Raw genomic sequence first — 17,127 nt, 5'->3', positions numbered from 1 at the left:
TGGGCTTTATTCATAATAGCTTCTAATCTACTAATAGTAAGTAAATCTTCTAACTTTTGCAATGTATTTAGCCAGTCTTATAACTTGGTGACTATATCCATATTCATTGTCATACCACACGTAAAGAACAGCATTCTTCCCAGAATCATCAACTATTGTTGCGTTTGAATCATAAATAGAAGGAGCATTTGATCCAATTATATCACTAGATACTAATTCGTTGTCAATACTGTATTTTATTTGTTCAACAAGATCACCTTCTAATGCATATTTCTTCATGGTTGCGTTTAAGGCTTCTTTGCTTGTAGAGTTCTCTAGTTGTAAATTAAGGATAGCAAGAGAACCATTAGGAACAGGAACTCGAATAGCGTTTGATGTTAATTTACCTTCAAAACTAGGTAATGCCTTACTTACTGCTTTACCAGCACCAGTTTCAGTAATTACCATATTAAGGGCAGCAGCTCTACCACGACGGTATTTCTTGTGCATATTGTCTACAAGATTTTGATCGTTAGTATAAGCATGAATGGTTTCAAGGTGTCCTTTAACAACTCCGAAGCTATCTTCCACTGCTTTTAAAACAGGTGTAATAGCATTTGTTGTACAACTTGCCGCTGAGAAAATGTCTATTTCGTCAGGATTGTTCTCTAGGTGATTCACACCATGAACAATATTTGGTATTCCTTTACCTGGAGCAGTAAGTAATACTTTTTGAGCTCCTTTTGCCTTCAGATGACGTGCTAAAGCTTCATCATCTCTGAAAGCTCCTGTGTTGTCAATTATTAAAGCATCGTTTATACCGTATTCTGTATAATCAATATCTTCTGGAGCATTGGCACTTATCATATTAACGGTTGTTCCATTAATGATAAGAGCTTTATTTTCTACACTATAACTTACCGTTCCAGAAAAATCACCATGCACACTGTCTTGTGCAAGAAGAGAGGCTCTTTTTTCTAGAACACTTTGAGATATTTCTCCACGAGTAACAATAGCTCTTAGGCGTAACTGACTTCCTTTACCTGCTTTGGTCATTAATTCACGAGCAAGTAATCTACCTATTCTACCAAAACCGTAAAGAACAACATCTTTTGGTGTGATGTTATCTTGATTTTGAGCGTCTCCTAATTTTTTTGCAACAAAACTAGTAGCATCTTGTATTTCATTATCTTCAAGATGATACTCGTAGGTAAGCTTACCTATATCTACTTTGGCAGGTGGTAAATTAAGCTGTAAAATTGCTTGCGCAATTTCAACACTATCAAATACCGAGATAGGTTTTTGAACAAATTCACCAGCATACTCATGTAAATTGATGATTTCGCTCACGTTACGATCGATTAGTTGATTACGGAAAAGTACTAACTCAATTGATTTGTCATACCATAAATCACTAACAGCTTTAATGAAGGCTACAGCGGCACGACGTCGGTCTGTTTGAAAAGCAATTTCTTTCTCGTAGGTGTCCATTTGGCTCATGGAAAAAAGGTTTAGTTTTAATTTTTGCAAAAATAAGACAACTACAACGTTTGCGATAATGGTTTGTGAATAAATTTATTTTGTTTTTTACAGGAATCTTTTTTCAGTGTAAAATTCTACACATTAATTCATTGAGTCGTTGGGAAACTACTGATAACACTGAATTTAAGGGCTATAAATATGACACAAATACTTGCTTTTATTAACAATAAGTAACACACTTAAAAATCTGTTTATGAAGTATTTAACTTTTAATCTAAATATAGTCGTAAATTTGCACCGCGAAATAGGTAAGGGGTGACAGTAACATACCGAAATCAAATTTTATGAATACACGTTTATTAAATGTGTTAATGTATTCCTTAATAATAGGAATATCACTCATGACAATGAGTAATGTAGGAGCAAACCTACTGGATAAAGAAACTAAAATTGCAGTCAATCGAGAGCCTCAGCAATTTATTGCTTATGGTTTTCATACCATGGGACCTAAGCATTCTGTAAAAAAAGCAAAGGAGACTTCTTTCCCAATTGAAAGTGAAAGAGGATTTGATGCATTCAGAACTGCGCTGGCATTTAAAGAGTCACAAGGTAAATATCATAAGGTAAATTCCTTAGGGTACTTAGGTAAATATCAATTTGGAAAATCTACACTCGAGCAATTAGGTGTGAATGATACTTTATACTTTTTGAACTCACCATCTCTTCAAGAAAAAATATTTGTCAAGAATCTAAACTATAACTATAAAGTTTTGAAAGATTTTCTTGAGGAATATGAAGGTAAAGAGATCGCTGGAGTAAAGGTTACAACAAGTGGAGCACTGGCCGCAGCGCATTTATCTGGACCTGGTGGAGTAAAGCGTTTTTTTAGAACTAAAGGTAGACGTAATAATAAAGACGCCTATGGAAGTTCAGTCAAGGCTTACATGAAAAAATTTGCTGATTACGACTTAAGAACTGTCTTAAAATCCTAATTGCGATTTTCAATATGTTTATAAGCTTCAATCACCTTTTTCACTAATCGGTGCCTTACGACATCTTTATCGTCTAGATACATCATTCCTACTCCTTCAGTTTCTTTAAGAATTAATAATGCTTCTTTAAGACCTGATATGACACGTCTAGGTAAATCAATCTGTCCAGGATCACCAGTCACAAAGAATTTTGCGTTTTTACCCATTCTAGTTAAAAACATTTTCATTTGTGCATGAGTTGTATTTTGAGCTTCGTCTAGGATAACATAAGCATTGTCCAAAGTTCTACCTCGCATGAAAGCTAATGGTGCAATTTGAATGGTTCCTTTTTCAATAAGCGAACCTAATTTTTCATTAGGAATCATATCGCGTAATGCATCATAGATTGGCTGCATATAGGGATCTAACTTCTCTTTGAGATCACCAGGTAAGAAACCCAAGTTCTCTCCAGCCTCAACAGCTGGTCTTGTTATTATGATACGTTTGACTTGTTTTTCTTTTAAAGCTTTGACAGCCATTGCAACACCTATATATGTTTTTCCAGTTCCCGCTGGACCAATTGCAAAAACTAGATCGTTCTTTTTACATAGATCCACAAGTTTTCTTTGATTATCTGTTTTTGGTTTTATTAGTAATCCACGGTTACCGTGAACCAACACATCATCAATTTTTTCCGACTTATAATCGCTAGCGCCATCAGTCATTAGTAATCTTTCAATCACATTTTCATCAATCGCATTGTATCTGGAAAAATGAGTTAATAACATCTCCATGCGCTTGTCAAACTCCTCTAACTGTTCTTCGTCACCATATACCTTCATGGTGCCGCCACGTGCAACTATTTTAAGTTTTGGAAAATGCCTCTTTAAAAAAGAAAGATTCTTGTTTTTGACACCAAAAAAGTCAGATGGATTAGTTTCGGAGAGATCAATTATAAGTTCGTTCAAATGTATTCAGTTTTATAAGCTATTGCGTGATTAATTTTATAGCTTTGTTATTGAATTAAGCTTTAGGAAAATTACACATATTTCTTGAAACTGACATTAGTTTAAGTTTAAAATATTATCAATTAAACGCAGCTACATCTCACTAACCTATGCCCATTATAACCTTGACTACAGATTTCGGATATAAAGATCCTTATGCAGGAGCTGTTAAAGGGGCTATTTATTCTCAATTTCCTGATGCACGTATTGTAGATATATCCCACGATGTTACTCCATTTAGTGTTGACGAGGCTGCATTTATGATTTATACGAGTTACTCACAGTTCCCAAAAGGTACTGTGCATGTAATTGGAGTAGATGCCGAGCATACTCCTGAGAGTCCTCACATCGCAGCTCTATTAGATGATCATTATTTCGTATGTGCAGATAATGGGGTTCTATCGTTTATCTTACAGAAGTTTAGACCAACAAAAGCGGTAGTAATAAATATTCACGATAGAATTTATTCCAATTTTACGGTTTTGGATGCCTTTGTTCAGGTAGCCTGTCACATTAAACGAGGTGGTACTTTAAAAGTAATAGGAGAACCAATAACTGAGCTTAAAAGCTTACCTGGAATTCTTCCTATTCTATCTAATGATAGTACAAGTATAAGGGGTAAAGTGATATTTATAGATAATTACGGTAATGCAATTACAAACATATCTCGTGACGTATTTGAAAGTTATGGAAAGGGTAGGAACTTTATTCTACAAGCACGCGATCAAAAATTTAATAGAATTTATTATCGATACTCTGAAATCGTCAAATATGATGAAAACGGAAAATCGAATAAACCAGATGGTAAAGGACTAGCGCTCTTTAATAATTCAGGATACCTAGAACTAGCTACCTATAAAAGTAATCCGCTCACAGTAGGTAGTGCTAGCAGTCTTTTTGGTTTAGAAATTAACGCACCAGTAACAATACAATTTGAATCATGATAGTACGCATCGTTCAGATGGTTTTTGAAGAAAAACATATTTCTAGCTTCCAAACCATGTTTGATCATTATAAAGAACAAATACGTAATCAAGAAGGTTGTACCTTTTTAGAATTATATCAGGATATAAATGAGCCTGAAAGATTTTTTACTTACAGTTATTGGGATTCAGAAGAGTATTTAAATAAATACAGGAAATCTACGTTATTTAAGGAAGTTTGGCCTAAAACAAAAGAAATGTTTGCCCAGCCTCCAACTGCATATTCAGTGCTTAAAAAAGTAAGTTTGTCATGAGAGCTATCTTTATAAAGGAATGGAATGGATACTTTTCGTCCATCACGGGTTACTTGATTATAGGGTTGTTTTTATTGATCTTAGGATTAGTATTATTCGTATTTCGAGGAGAGTTTAATTTGTTGGACTACGGATTTGCTGATGCTTCACCATTTTTTAGTTTATTACCTTGGTTGTTTTTGTTTTTAATTCCAGCCATAACTATGCGCAGTTTTACAACTGAGCTTCAATTAGGAACAATGGAAATGCTATATACTAGTCCATTAAGCATGCGAGCAATAATCGGTGGTAAGTTTATGGCTTCCTTTCTAATGATTTTAGTAGCGCTTGTTCCTACCATTTTGTATATCCTAAGTTTAGGATGGTTAGGTAATCCGCAATTTAATATTGATTTAGGAAGTGTTTTAGGTAGCTATCTGGGAGCTTTACTATTAGCAGCTAGCTATGTTTCGATAGGATTATTTGCAAGTAGTTTAACCAGTAATCAAATAATAGCATTTCTTCTAGCTGCAGTCTTAAGTTTTGTTATGTATTTCGGATTTGAAGGATTAGCCAGTCAATTATCTAGTAATGATTTAGTAGAGTCATTAGGTATGAAATATCATTATTCTAGCCTTTCCAGAGGCGTTCTAGACACTCGAGATGTAACTTACTTCATAGTAATTTGTGTATTCTTTTTCGCTTTAAGCGAAAACATATTAACCCTAAAACGTAAGAGGAAGTAATATGAAATCCAGATTAAAACATATACTGTGGCCTATTTTGATAATAGTAGGATTAATAATATTAAATTCTTTATATCATGAAAGGTTAGACCTTACGAAAGATAAAAGATTTACTTTATCAAAGCAATCCAAAGAGCTGCTTACAAGTATTGATCAAGCTATGTATGTTCAAGTTCTTTTAGATGGTGATCTACCGGCTGAATTTAGAAAATTGAAATTAGAAACCAGGCAATTACTAGAAGAATTGTCTAATATCAATTCAAATCTAAAATTCGAGTTTATTAACCCTATAGCCGACTTGAATCAAAATGAAACAGATAGAGTTGCGGCCCAACTAGCACAAGAAGGTATGAAACCAGCAGTTGCAAGCGTGCAGGAAGCTGGTAAAAATACCAAGGTACTTTTATTTCCTTATGCCAAGTTTTATTATAATGAAAAACAAGTGATCACTCCACTATTAAAATCGGTAGCTGGTGCAAGTGCAGAAGAGCGCGTAAACTCCAGTATTCAACAGTTAGAATATCAATTGATAGATGCCCTTAAAAGAGTTTCAACCAAAAAGTCAAAAACGATAGCCGTTTTACGTGATAGTGGTAATCTAACTGACAGGCAACTACAAGATTTTTTACAGTCTATTCAATCGTACTACAAGGCAGCACCTTATGCTATTGAATTTTTAAATGACAATGATAGTGTTCAGCCACAAAAGGTATTAAATAGTCTTAAAAAATTCGATCTGGTGGTTGCTCCTAAACCTACTAAACCTTACAGTGAAATAAAAAAATATATACTAGATCAATATTTAATAGATGGTGGAAAAATGCTTATGGCTATAGACCCGATTATTATAGAGGATGACAGCCTAAGCAATTCACAAGCTAAAGCGTATGCTCTTCCTAGGTCTCTCAATATTGACGAAATGCTATTTAGTTATGGATTGCGATTAAAAACTGGACTAGTTCGTGATCAAAAGTTTGCACCTATAGCGCTAGCAGTAGGTCAAGGTAGAAACACTCAGTACGAAGCGTTCCCATGGCCTTATTATCCTGTTTCAAATTCTACGACAGATACGACTCAAACAGCTCAATCAATCATAAAAAATCTTGAGGATGTAAAGTTTGAATATGCTGGAACTATTGATACCCTAAAAAATGATATTGAGAAAACGGTTTTATTAACCACTTCAAAAGCTACTCAATTAGTCACGCTACCTGCTGCTGTGAGTTTAAACGAAATAGAAAAGCCTATTAATTCCCAGGCATTCAACTCAACTCAACAACCGCTAGCTGTTCTAGCTCAAGGAAATTTCAAAAGTGCTTACAGAAATAGAGTGAAACCTATTATGTTGAAAGAACATTTGGACTATGGGAAATCTGGTGCATTAGTTCTTATCTCTGACGGTGATATAATGAAAAATCAAATAATTGCTGGACAGGTTCAAGAATTAGGATATGATATAAAAACGGGAATGAGTTTTGGTAATAAGGAGTTTTTAATGAATACTATCAATTACTTGTTGGATGATTCAGGTTTGATTTCCTTGAGGAATAAGGATATCATTATTCCATTTTTAGATGTTCAAAAAACGTATGATGATCGATTACAATGGCAATTAATCAATGTAATGATACCATTAGTTTTTGTTGCTCTACTAGCAGCTATCTTCTTGTTATTACGAAAACGTAAGTATTCCAAAAAATAAAAGGTAATTACTGAATGAGCCTCAGTAATTACCTTTCAATATATGATTAATAAAGATTTATACGTTGAATAGGAAATGCATTACATCACCGTCTTGAACGATGTATTCCTTACCTTCAACTTTAAGTTTACCAGCTTCTTTTACTTTTTGTTCTGAGCCGTATTCTACGTAAGTGTCATATTTGATTACTTCGGCTCTAATGAATCCTTTTTCAAAATCGGTATGGATAACTCCAGCAGCTTGTGGCGCAGTAGCTCCAATATTGACAGTCCATGCTCTTACTTCTTTTACACCAGCTGTAAAATAAGTTTGTTGATTGAGTAATTTATAAGCAGATCTTATCAATTTTGCACTTCCTGGCTCTTCAAGACCAATATCAGCTAAGAACATTTGACGTTCTTCATAATCATCCAACTCGTTTATATCGGCCTCGGTTCCAACGGCAAGTACAAGTACTTCGGCATTTTCATTTTTCACGGCTTCTTTAACTTGTTCTACATAGTCGTTACCCGTTACAGCAGCATCGTCATTTACATTGCATAAATAGAGTACAGGTTTATCAGTGATAAGTTGCAACGGTTTTACAAATTCATCACGATCGTCTTGATCAATTTCAACAGCTCTTACGCTAGTACCGCTTTCTAAAGCTTCTTTAAGTTGTTCTAGTATTGCAAGTTCTTTTTGAGCTTCTTTATTACCAGTCTTTGCAGCCCTTTTAACCTTTTCTAGCTTTTTTTCTACAGTTTCTAGGTCTTTTAATTGAAGTTCAATATCAATCGTTTCCTTATCTCTTATAGGGTCTACACTACCATCTACATGAACAATGTTATCGTTTTCAAAACATCTTAAAACATGAATAATAGCATCGGTCTCTCTAATATTCCCTAAAAATTGATTACCTAAACCTTCACCTTTACTGGCTCCTTTTACTAAACCTGCAATGTCAACTATTTCTACAGTAGCAGGAATTACCTTTTCTGGTTGTACGAGTTCTTCGAGTTTTGATAATCTAGGATCTGGTACGTTAACAACACCTACGTTAGGTTCTATAGTACAAAATGGGAAGTTGGCACTTTGTGCCTTGGCATTTGATAAACAATTGAATAAGGTTGATTTTCCAACATTAGGTAATCCTACAATTCCTGCTTTCATTACTAAACAATTTTATGAGATTCACATATCTTCCAAATTTTCTTTTGCATCATCCTGATCAATTATGAAAAGATATGTTGTTTGTTTTTAAAGGCTGCAAATATACAAGTAAAGCATCTTTAATTAGTTAGTTTCAAAAAGTAGAGCGTAAAAAAAATCCTCTTTTATAGAAGAGGATTTTATAAGTGAATTATTTCTAATCTACTGAATATTAATACCGCTGTTTTCTAGGGCTTCTTTAATACTATCTTCATCAATGTTGTTATCGCTATCGGTTTTAATCCCAAAACCTTCTAGCATGTTCTTTACCTTTTGTTCGTCAAGATCACTGTTTTCTAGCTCTTTCATCATTTTCATGATGTCATTAAGATTCATATTGTCACCAGTGATTCGGGCAAGTCCCATTCCTACTTTAGGCATATCTGCGTAAACTAGAACCTCATCGATAGCATCCTTTTCTCCTTCATACACTAGATGAACTTTCATGTCATCAGAACTATGTCTCATCAATGTTTTATAAGAATCACTTTTAAGAATTTTATCTAAGCGTTCTCTTTCTTCTTCAAAATTTATTTTTTTAGCATCTTTAGGTAGTGCTACCAGATTAATTTTGTTAATGGATTCATAGGCTTTTTGTGAATCTTCACTCATGTTATCCATTTTAAAACCTACGATACCCTTAGGTACACTTGTGGACAGATATCCGTCCTTTTCCTGAGTATCAACAAGAAATTTTTGTAAGCTATCCTCTTTTTCACAGGAAACCAAGGCAAGAGCAAGGAATAGACTAGTTCCTATAAGTTTGATTAAATTTTTCATAGTAGTTTGATTTAATGGTTTATAAATTACACCTCTTGTAATCTTCTACAAGAGGTGTTAATTGTGTTTTACTCCTGAGTGGCTTGTTCAATCTGTTTTTGTCCAGGAACATTAAGCTTTTCAGTGATTTTTGAAACTTGATCTAGATCTAGGTCACCGGTGATAACAAGAAATACGGCATTTGGTTCATCGCTATTTACGTTATTGATAAGCATTACCAATTCGCGTATTTTTTTATCAGAGCTACCCTTGCGCATGTGGAATGTAAATAATTGACCATCCTCTTTAACATGCATCAATTTAACTAGCTTTTTTGATTCGATGTATTTATTTGCCATTGCGGCCATACGAGTAGCACTTTCTGGATTATCAGTAGCATACACACGTAATTCAGTAAGCTTATCTATCATCTTTTTCATCTCCTTAACCTCTTCATCTTGGGAATTAAAGTCAATGTTTGCAATAAGGCCAAACATTTCACTCGTTACCACTGTTTCTGATGTGTTTTTAAGATTGCCCATGGCATCTAGGTTTTGAGCAGTTGTGTAGGTTACACTTAGAATAAATACTGCTAGGTATAATAACTTTTTCATTGTTGTACTTTTTTTGTGATTGTGATTGTTTTCTATTTTACTAATTGTATAATGGGTTCTGTTTTTTGATTAACATGTTTAACAGGTGCCAGTTTACTTTTTCCTTTATTAAATTTTTCACTGACTAATTTCAGTGCATCCATTGTTGCAGCATATGCTTCTTCTGGAGATTCGTAAGTTCCTAAATCTGCTTTTTGATTATAAGAATAAAACCCAGCGCCAACTGCTATTAGAAATGAGAATCCTGCGACGATGGCTAAACCTTTCCAATTAGAAAAGCCTGTTTCATTACTAGTTGAATGTGCTGGTATCGCTTTCGCGAAAGCGTCAAATTCAATATCCTCTTCTACAGCATCATCTTCAAAAGTTTTGAACATGGCAGAATACATTTTGTGTTCTGGAGCTATATCATTTGAATTGAAATAGTCTCTCAATTGCTGTTCCTCGGTTAAAGAGGTATTGCCTTCCCAATATTTTTGTAATAATTCATTCATGCTATGTCTGCTTTAAAATGATACTCTAATTTTTCTTTGAGCATTTTACGAGCTCTACTCAAACTTACTCGAACAGCTGTTGATTTCATTCCCATTATTTGTTCGATGGATTCAAAATCATACTGTTTAATATCTCTTAATTCCAGAATCGTTTTATACTGTTCTGGTAGTTCTTTAATCATTTTTTGTACCAGTTTAACTTGTGCCCGTCGTTCTAATTCTTCTTGAGCATTACGTTCATCATACTCATAATTGTTATGAACAATTTTAAGATGATTGGCCTGTTTGCTTTTAAGTCTATCTAATGAATAATTACGAGTCATTTGCATGGCATAAGCCTCTTTATTATTGATAGAACTCAAGCTGTCTTTTTTCTCCCAAAGCTTTACCATTACTTCTTGTACGGCATCTGCTGCCTCATCAGAAGAGCTTAAAAGTCTTTTAGCGAGAAAGTACATTTTGTTTTGTACTTCTTTAAAAGTATTTACAAAAGTTGTTTGGTTCATTGTTGTGGTTCTATTATCATGACGAGGACCTTCAAACATTGTTACAAAATGAAAATAAAAAATCGTAAATTATTGTAAGATAGATTGTTGCTTTTGTAATGATAGGTGGTTTCAAGTAAAATTAGGTGAAATATACAGGTTCAAGTGGAAATTTATGGCAATGTTTTTGTGATTACTTTTACTTACATTTACTACAAATTGATGAGAATGAATATTAAAAAGCTTTTGATAATACTGGTATTGGCAGTATCTGTAACTGCGTGTTTTGATGACAACGATGATGCTTTTGCCAGTGGCAATACGGTTAAAAATTTTATTTATCGAGGTATGAACGCTTTCTATTTATACAAAGCCGATGTGCCTGTTTTAGATAACGATCGATTTGCGACGGTAGCAGACCTAGAAGAATATCATGCACAATTCCCAACGCCAGAATCCTTTTTTAATTCCTTAATTTTTGAACCAGAAAATGTAGATAAATTTAGTGTCATTTTTGAAGATTATGTCGTCCTACAAAATGTGTTATCAGGCCAAAATTTAAGCAATGGAATGGAATTTGGTCTCGTGGCCGAGGATGGAAGTGCATCCGACATCTTTGGTTATGTAAGATATGTTCAGCCTAATTCTGATGCCGATTTGCAAGGTGTGACCAGAGGAATGGTTTTTAACGGGATTAATGGCATACGACTTACACGAAATAACTTTCAAACCTTATTTTCGCAAGACTCTTACAGTATTGACCTAGCTACATTATCGGGTAGAACGACAACATCAACTGGAAATTCAATCGCATTGAATAAACAGGTACTTCAAGAGAATCCTATTTTATTATCTAAGGTCATAGATCAAGGATCCCAAAAAATAGGCTACTTGATGTATACTAGTTTTCTATCCCAATTTGATGAAGATTTAAATAATGTATTTGCTAATTTCCAAGCTCAAGGTGTTACACATTTAGTATTGGACTTGCGATATAATGGTGGCGGATCGGTCAATAGTGCGATAACTCTTGCCAGTATGATATCTGGTAACCCAACTAGTGATGTTTTCTCAACCGAAGAATGGAATCCAGATGTACAACAATTTTTTCTAGATAATAATCCAGAACGACTTACTAATTTCTTTAGACGAACAACTATTAATAACAACGCATTAAATACACTTAATCTAGACAAGGTACATATTATTACCACGGGTAGCAGTGCTAGTGCGAGTGAACTTGTCATAAATGGATTAGACCCTTATATAGATGTAGTTCAAGTAGGTGACGATACAGCAGGTAAATTTCAAGCCAGTATTACTTTATACGACAGCCCAGATTTTTCATTTAATAATGTTAATCCTTCTCATAGGTATGCCATGCAACCTTTAGTTTTAAAAAGTGTTAATAGTGCAGGAGTGACAGATTATTTTGATGGTCTTGCTCCTGATATCAGATTACTTGAGGATTTTGAAAATTTAGGTGAGTTAGGTGATGAAAACGAACCTTTATTAAAAGCATGTTTAGATGATATAGCTTTAAATGGAAGATTACAAAATAGAACTAGTCAACCTGAATTCCAACTTGTAAGTGATAGTAAGGACTTTAAGCTACTGGGTAATGATATGTGGAAATAAAATGAATAGCATTGTGAATTTTACCAAGTTTCCAGTATACCTAATTATAATTGTTACATTTTTCTCGTCTCAGATTAATGCTCAAAAGCAATACTTCGATCAGTTTGGTGAGGCGTTGACAAAAAAAGAGTTCAGGAAATTAAAGCGTAAGAGTAGTGATAGCCTACTTGATATAACCAGTATGGATAATCAAGTGAATGAATTACGACTGAGACGAAAAATTGTAGAGGTCTCCAATTTCAATGACGAAATTAATACTATAAATCAAATCACAGGAAATAGTTTTGATACTGAGCAGCCTTTACTAATTCTTTATTATCCAACTATTGAAGAAGCAACCCTAGTTAGGGATGAATTACTAATTTCTAAACATTGGTACACACGAGAATATGCTATTATACTCAGAGAGATAAATAAATCCTTGGGTAATATTCTAATTGTTGCTGGGCCTAATCCATTTAATATAAAACTACCAGGAATATATAATGATGATTTAAATTACTTTAAGTACACTTACTTCAATTCTAAAATAAGTACTGCGTCATTTTTTTATCTATCAGAAGAAAACTCGTTTATTGAACCTGTAGATTTTATGATTACTTATGCTTCTCTTAATCAAAGGAAATGGGTAAGTATTAAAGATTATAAACCTGTAAAAAATGATTCTGTGACCGAGGAGATTGTAACAGTAAATAGCTTGTTACAGCCTACAACAGTTCCTAAAACTAATCAATTGGTAAAAAAGATTGAATACTTTACACTCAATCAAACTAAAGTATTTAAGGTGATACATGAAATGGATGAAGTAAAAACCATTGATACGGTATTACGTAATAATCTGGCAGATTATTTATTTGATATCTCAGGCCAAGTAGTAGAGCGTAATGATACCATAGTAATTGATTTTAATAAATACTATACGTACCAAGATTACAGTTTAATATATGAGATAAAACGCCGATTAAAAAGAACGGTAGAACGAGAGGATAATCAAAAATATTTTCATGTAGTTGAACCAGGTTCTCTATACATACCAGAAGAAGGATATTATGATTTTGAGGATAATATTAGAAAAACTTTTTTACCAGAATATTCTAATCATTTAGGTAGTTTAATAGTCATTTTCCCAGATGGTAAAATGACCTTAAGTAATAGTGAGGAATTTGAATTTGACATCTATGATCTTTTAGATTACGAGAAATTTAAACGAACTAGAGAAAGATGGTATAAATCCAATACGTCAATGGGAATCGTTACTCCTAGTGTGCAAGAACCTCGAAAACAATTCAATCCTGCTTTATTAAATCAGTAGCGTTAACAAGTTTTTAATGATTTCTTTTTGTCATTCGTTTGTATTTTAGTGCTCTTAACTAAAATAACTCATGAAACGTATTCTTTTATTTTGCTTTTTGGCAGCGGTTATGATTACCAATGCACAAGAAGTAAACCTTGATTTATTCAAAGATTTAAAACCTAGAAATATTGGCCCAGGTGGGATGTCTGGTCGTGTAACATCTATTGATGTTGTTGAAAATCAACCTGAAATAATTTATGCAGGTACCGCTAGCGGTGGCTTATGGAAAAGTGAAAACGGTGGTGTAGCCTGGAATCCTATATTCGATAATGAAAAAACAGCCTCTATAGGAGCTGTTGCTGTACAACAAAGCAATCCTAGTGTAATATGGGTAGGTACTGGTGAAGGTAATCCTCGTAATAGTTTGAACGGTGGTTATGGTATTTACAAATCACTAGATGGTGGTAAAAGCTGGACTTGTATGGGACTTGAAAAAACTCGCCACATCCATCGTGTAATCATAGATCCCACAAATCCAGATGTTGTTTACGCAGCTGCGATAGGTTCACCTTGGGGTGTTCATAAGGAGCGAGGAGTTTATAAAACTACCGATGGTGGTAAAAATTGGGAAAAAGTTTTATTTACCAATGAGTCATCTGGTGCTGCAGATTTAGTAATGGATCCTACTAATCCTAATAAACTAATAGCTGCTATGTGGGAACACAAAAGAGATCCGTGGTTTTTTAAATCTGGTGGATCTGGTTCAGGCTTGTACATCACACATGACGCTGGAAAAAATTGGAAAAAAATAACCGAAAAAGAAGGTTTGCCTAAAGGCGACCTAGGTAGAATCGGTGTCGCTATAGCTCCTAGTGAACCTAATATAGTATATGCACTAGTTGAATCTAAAAAGAATGCTTTGTACAAGTCTACTGATGGAGGATTTAACTGGAAAAAAATAAATGATAAAAGCGATATAGGGAATAGACCTTTTTACTATTCTGAGATTTATGTAGATCCACAAAATGAGAATAGAGTATATTCTATTTTTACTTACGTAAACGTATCTGAAGATGGTGGAAAAAACTTTACCCAATTAATGCCAGCTTACGGAGCAAATAATGGCGTTCATCCCGATCATCATGCTTGGTATATTCATCCTAAAAATGGAAAATTTATGCTTGATGGGAATGATGGTGGACTTAATATCACTTATGATAGAGGTAAAACATGGAGATTTATTGGTAATTTACCAGTAGCGCAATTTTACCATATTAATGTAGATAATGAATTCCCTTATAACGTATATGGAGGAATGCAAGATAACGGTAGCTGGCGTGGTCCAGCATATGTTTGGAGAGCTCAGGGAATTCGTAATAGTTATTGGCAGGAAATTAGTTTTGGTGATGGATTCGACGTTGTTCCAGATCCTGATAACAATCAATTCGGTTATAGTATGAGTCAACAAGGTTTTGTAAGTCGTTACGATTGGAAAACTGGAAATAATTACAGTGTAAGACCTACTCACCCTGATCCAGACGTTCAATTGAGATTCAATTGGAATGCAGCCATTAATATTGATCCATTTGATAGCAAAACTTTATATTTCGGAAGCCAATTTGTACACAAATCAACCGATAAAGGTTTGACCTGGAAGGTAATATCACCCGATCTTACCACAAACGATCCAGAGAAACAAAAACAATCTGAATCAGGTGGTTTAACGATGGATGCAACAGGTGCCGAAAATCACACAACCATTTTAGTAATCGAACCTAGTGATGTTGAAAAGGATGTCCTTTACGTAGGAACAGATGATGGTCGAGTACACGTTACAAAAAATGGAGGAGAAAGTTGGACAGATATTTCCAAAGGACTAAAAGGTTTACCACAAGGTAGCTGGATTGCACAAATCAAAGCAAGTAAATCTAAAAAAGGACACGCTTTACTTATTGCAAACGATTACCGTCGTTTTAATTACGAGCCATACGCATACCGTACTACAAATTATGGTAAAAGCTGGGAACGTATTGTTGATAAAGACGATGTAGTAAGCTATACCTTAAGCATTATAGAGCATCCTGAAGAAAATAATTTGATGTTTCTTGGTACAGACGATGGTCTTTATGTGAGTTTTGATGCTGGTAAAAACTGGCAAAAATACACACATGGTTTCCCAACAGTTTCGGTTAAGGATATGGTAATCCATCCTCGAGAAAATGATTTGGTGATAGGAACCTTTGGTAGAGCAGCTTGGGTTTTAGATGATTTAGCTCCATTTATCGCTTTCGCGAAAGCGAACTCACAATCAAACATAGCTCTATTTGAACCACCAGTTGCTTATATGGCAAGATTTCAACAGCCTACTGGTAGTAGATTTGGAGCAGATGCGATGTTCCATGGAGAGAATAGAGATACTGGCGGTAGGTTCAAATACTACTTTAAAAAGGATCCAACCGTAGCAAAGGATTCCACAAAAACAGACTCCTTAATGCTTAAAATTTACAGAGGAGAAGAACTTATACGTACCTTGAAAAGAAAAGCTCCAAAAGAAGAAGGTATTTATTCATGGAGATGGAATCTTACAGAAAAAGGAGTTAATAGACCTTCAAAATCAGTAAGAAAGAGTACGAGAGAACCATCAGGATTAAGAGTTTTGCCAGGTGACTACAAGGCGCAACTAGTCTATAATGACGTTGTAAGTACAACCATGATAAAAGTCCAAGACGATCCTAGAATTACTGAATATACAGATGTTCATGCCAAAGAAAAGTATGATGCTCTGAAAAAACTTGAACAATTAACGGTTAAAATTTCTGAGGTTACCGATAAATTGGCAGAGAATATTGAGAAAGCCAGCAACTTTAAATCCTATTTATCAAAATTAGATAAGGAGTCTTACAAAAATGAAATTGAGGCGACTGAGAAAATGGTAGATACATTGAAGAAGGAGCAAGAAAAATACTTTGGTAAGGTAGATAAACGCCAAGGAATTACTAGGAATCCCGAAATTACTGTTCTTAATAGACTGTATGCAGCTCAAAGTTATATAGGTAGTCGTCAAAGTTCTCAAACAGCTACAGAAGCTCAACTGTATGAACATGCAGAAAATGCAGTTGATAAAGCAGTTAAGGAGACTAAATCTCTACTTAATACTCACTGGCAACCTTACGTTCAAAAAATGAAGCAAGTGTCTATCGATACTTTTAAAAATGAGTAGTAGAAAAAATGTTACCTACTTTCTCGTAGCTTTAATAGGTAGCCTCACCTTAGGTTTAGCTCCTTTTACACCAGAGCCTCATGTGGTTGGGAAATGGCGCTGGATTTTAGGAGGAGCAAAGGGTATGAAGTTTATGGATTATTTTGATCTAATTTTACACAGCTTACCTTTCATTTTGTTATTGTTTATGACAATTAAATTGTTACCTATAAGAAGGAGAAACTAGAGAAACAAAAAAAAGCCGGTTTACAATTTGTAAATCGGCTTTTTTATTTGGTAGGTGATAAAAATCACAACACTTATTTAGGGTATAATTAAAAAGGCAGCCT

16 protein-coding genes are annotated in these 17,127 nt (G+C 34.3%); 9 read left to right on the top strand and 7 right to left on the bottom strand.

What is annotated here, in order from left to right:
- Positions 1-30: 30 nt before the first annotated feature.
- Positions 31-1,479 carry a glyceraldehyde-3-phosphate dehydrogenase gene (locus AAT17_RS02705; RefSeq protein ID WP_060522840.1) on the bottom strand — a complete coding sequence of 483 codons (1,449 nt, stop codon included), beginning with the start codon at positions 1,477-1,479 and terminating at the stop codon, positions 31-33.
- 326 nt (positions 1,480-1,805) lie between these two features.
- Between AAT17_RS02705 and AAT17_RS02700 the strand changes: the two genes are divergently transcribed.
- Entirely contained in the window at positions 1,806-2,453 is a 648-nt protein-coding gene (locus tag AAT17_RS02700) for a hypothetical protein (protein WP_152557392.1), read from the top strand.
- On the opposite strand, the gene AAT17_RS02695 is transcribed toward AAT17_RS02700, so the two are convergent.
- Positions 2,450-3,400 carry a PhoH family protein gene (locus AAT17_RS02695; protein WP_042278270.1) on the bottom strand — a complete coding sequence of 317 codons (951 nt, stop codon included), beginning with the start codon at positions 3,398-3,400 and terminating at the stop codon, positions 2,450-2,452. The two genes, AAT17_RS02700 and AAT17_RS02695, sit on opposite strands and share 4 nt — an antisense overlap.
- 149 nt (positions 3,401-3,549) lie before the next feature.
- Here AAT17_RS02695 and AAT17_RS02690 point away from each other — a divergent pair, with 149 nt between their 5' ends.
- The 4 genes from AAT17_RS02690 to gldG are packed head-to-tail and all read left to right on the top strand — an operon-like array spanning position 3,550 to position 7,103.
- Positions 3,550-4,383 (top strand): S-adenosyl-l-methionine hydroxide adenosyltransferase family protein, encoded by an 834-nt coding sequence (locus AAT17_RS02690; RefSeq protein WP_060522839.1) that lies wholly within the window; start codon positions 3,550-3,552, stop codon positions 4,381-4,383.
- The gene (locus tag AAT17_RS02685) at positions 4,380-4,676 is read left to right on the top strand and encodes a putative quinol monooxygenase (RefSeq protein WP_060522838.1); all 297 of its coding nucleotides are present in this window, start codon (positions 4,380-4,382) and stop codon (positions 4,674-4,676) included. Before AAT17_RS02690 ends, AAT17_RS02685 begins: the two co-directional genes overlap by 4 nt.
- Positions 4,673-5,401, top strand: a complete 729-nt coding sequence (gene gldF, locus AAT17_RS02680; protein ID WP_060522837.1) for a gliding motility-associated ABC transporter permease subunit GldF — start codon at positions 4,673-4,675, stop codon at positions 5,399-5,401. The genes AAT17_RS02685 and gldF overlap by 4 nt, the downstream gene beginning before the upstream one ends.
- 1 nt (position 5,402) lies before the next feature.
- Positions 5,403-7,103: a gliding motility-associated ABC transporter substrate-binding protein GldG gene (gene gldG, locus AAT17_RS02675; RefSeq protein WP_060522836.1), complete on the top strand. Its 1,701-nt coding sequence runs from the start codon at positions 5,403-5,405 to the stop codon at positions 7,101-7,103.
- 57 nt (positions 7,104-7,160) lie between these two features.
- Here the strand turns inward: gldG and ychF are convergent, their stop codons facing one another.
- The 5 genes from ychF to AAT17_RS02650 all read right to left on the bottom strand — a co-directional run bounded on the left by ychF (position 7,161) and on the right by AAT17_RS02650 (position 10,667).
- Positions 7,161-8,255, bottom strand: a complete 1,095-nt coding sequence (ychF, locus tag AAT17_RS02670; RefSeq protein ID WP_060522835.1) for a redox-regulated ATPase YchF — start codon at positions 8,253-8,255, stop codon at positions 7,161-7,163.
- A 201-nt stretch (positions 8,256-8,456) separates the two neighbouring features.
- Positions 8,457-9,074: a DUF4252 domain-containing protein gene (locus AAT17_RS02665; protein ID WP_060522834.1), complete on the bottom strand. Its 618-nt coding sequence runs from the start codon at positions 9,072-9,074 to the stop codon at positions 8,457-8,459.
- Between the two features lie 68 nt (positions 9,075-9,142).
- Positions 9,143-9,667, bottom strand: coding sequence for a DUF4252 domain-containing protein (locus AAT17_RS02660; RefSeq protein ID WP_042278278.1), 525 nt, complete (start codon positions 9,665-9,667; stop codon positions 9,143-9,145).
- 32 nt (positions 9,668-9,699) lie between these two features.
- Complete coding sequence (locus tag AAT17_RS02655) at positions 9,700-10,161, bottom strand: hypothetical protein (protein ID WP_060522833.1); 462 nt, start codon at positions 10,159-10,161, stop codon at positions 9,700-9,702.
- Entirely contained in the window at positions 10,158-10,667 is a 510-nt protein-coding gene (locus AAT17_RS02650) for an RNA polymerase sigma factor (protein WP_060524954.1), read from the bottom strand. The genes AAT17_RS02655 and AAT17_RS02650 overlap by 4 nt, the downstream gene beginning before the upstream one ends.
- A 207-nt stretch (positions 10,668-10,874) precedes the next feature.
- Here AAT17_RS02650 and AAT17_RS02645 point away from each other — a divergent pair, with 207 nt between their 5' ends.
- The 4 genes from AAT17_RS02645 (at position 10,875) to AAT17_RS02630 (ending at position 17,024) form a co-directional block, all read left to right on the top strand.
- Positions 10,875-12,284, top strand: a complete 1,410-nt coding sequence (locus AAT17_RS02645) for a S41 family peptidase (RefSeq protein ID WP_253279785.1) — start codon at positions 10,875-10,877, stop codon at positions 12,282-12,284.
- A gap of 1 nt (position 12,285) precedes the next feature.
- Positions 12,286-13,596, top strand: a complete 1,311-nt coding sequence (locus AAT17_RS02640; protein WP_157539214.1) for a hypothetical protein — start codon at positions 12,286-12,288, stop codon at positions 13,594-13,596.
- A gap of 70 nt (positions 13,597-13,666) precedes the next feature.
- Positions 13,667-16,798, top strand: coding sequence for a hypothetical protein (locus AAT17_RS02635; protein ID WP_060522830.1), 3,132 nt, complete (start codon positions 13,667-13,669; stop codon positions 16,796-16,798).
- The gene (locus AAT17_RS02630) at positions 16,791-17,024 is read left to right on the top strand and encodes a hypothetical protein (RefSeq protein WP_042278284.1); all 234 of its coding nucleotides are present in this window, start codon (positions 16,791-16,793) and stop codon (positions 17,022-17,024) included. The genes AAT17_RS02635 and AAT17_RS02630 overlap by 8 nt, the downstream gene beginning before the upstream one ends.
- The last annotated feature ends 103 nt before the right edge of the window (positions 17,025-17,127 follow it).

The sequence above is a fragment of the Nonlabens sp. MIC269 genome (assembly GCF_001430865.1).
Lineage (GTDB): Bacteria > Bacteroidota > Bacteroidia > Flavobacteriales > Flavobacteriaceae > Nonlabens > Nonlabens tegetincola.
The sequence above is the reverse complement of the archived record's forward strand: the minus strand, read 5'-3'. Positions and strand labels throughout refer to the sequence as shown.

Bases quoted from the DNA above. Each gene is read 5' to 3' on its own strand.
- gldG (WP_060522836.1), top strand. From the start codon at position 5,403: ATGAAATCCAGATTAAAACATATACTGTGGCCTATTTTGATAATAGTA.
- AAT17_RS02650 (WP_060524954.1), bottom strand. From the start codon at position 10,667: ATGAACCAAACAACTTTTGTAAATACTTTTAAAGAAGTACAAAACAAA.
- AAT17_RS02700 (WP_152557392.1), top strand. From the start codon at position 1,806: ATGAATACACGTTTATTAAATGTGTTAATGTATTCCTTAATAATAGGA.
- ychF (WP_060522835.1), bottom strand. From the start codon at position 8,255: ATGAAAGCAGGAATTGTAGGATTACCTAATGTTGGAAAATCAACCTTA.
- AAT17_RS02640 (WP_157539214.1), top strand. From the start codon at position 12,286: ATGAATAGCATTGTGAATTTTACCAAGTTTCCAGTATACCTAATTATA.
- AAT17_RS02655 (WP_060522833.1), bottom strand. From the start codon at position 10,161: ATGAATGAATTATTACAAAAATATTGGGAAGGCAATACCTCTTTAACC.
- AAT17_RS02705 (WP_060522840.1), bottom strand. From the start codon at position 1,479: ATGAGCCAAATGGACACCTACGAGAAAGAAATTGCTTTTCAAACAGAC.
- AAT17_RS02660 (WP_042278278.1), bottom strand. From the start codon at position 9,667: ATGAAAAAGTTATTATACCTAGCAGTATTTATTCTAAGTGTAACCTAC.
- AAT17_RS02665 (WP_060522834.1), bottom strand. From the start codon at position 9,074: ATGAAAAATTTAATCAAACTTATAGGAACTAGTCTATTCCTTGCTCTT.
- AAT17_RS02690 (WP_060522839.1), top strand. From the start codon at position 3,550: ATGCCCATTATAACCTTGACTACAGATTTCGGATATAAAGATCCTTAT.
- AAT17_RS02635 (WP_060522830.1), top strand. From the start codon at position 13,667: ATGAAACGTATTCTTTTATTTTGCTTTTTGGCAGCGGTTATGATTACC.
- AAT17_RS02645 (WP_253279785.1), top strand. From the start codon at position 10,875: ATGAATATTAAAAAGCTTTTGATAATACTGGTATTGGCAGTATCTGTA.
- gldF (WP_060522837.1), top strand. From the start codon at position 4,673: ATGAGAGCTATCTTTATAAAGGAATGGAATGGATACTTTTCGTCCATC.
- AAT17_RS02685 (WP_060522838.1), top strand. From the start codon at position 4,380: ATGATAGTACGCATCGTTCAGATGGTTTTTGAAGAAAAACATATTTCT.
- AAT17_RS02630 (WP_042278284.1), top strand. From the start codon at position 16,791: ATGAGTAGTAGAAAAAATGTTACCTACTTTCTCGTAGCTTTAATAGGT.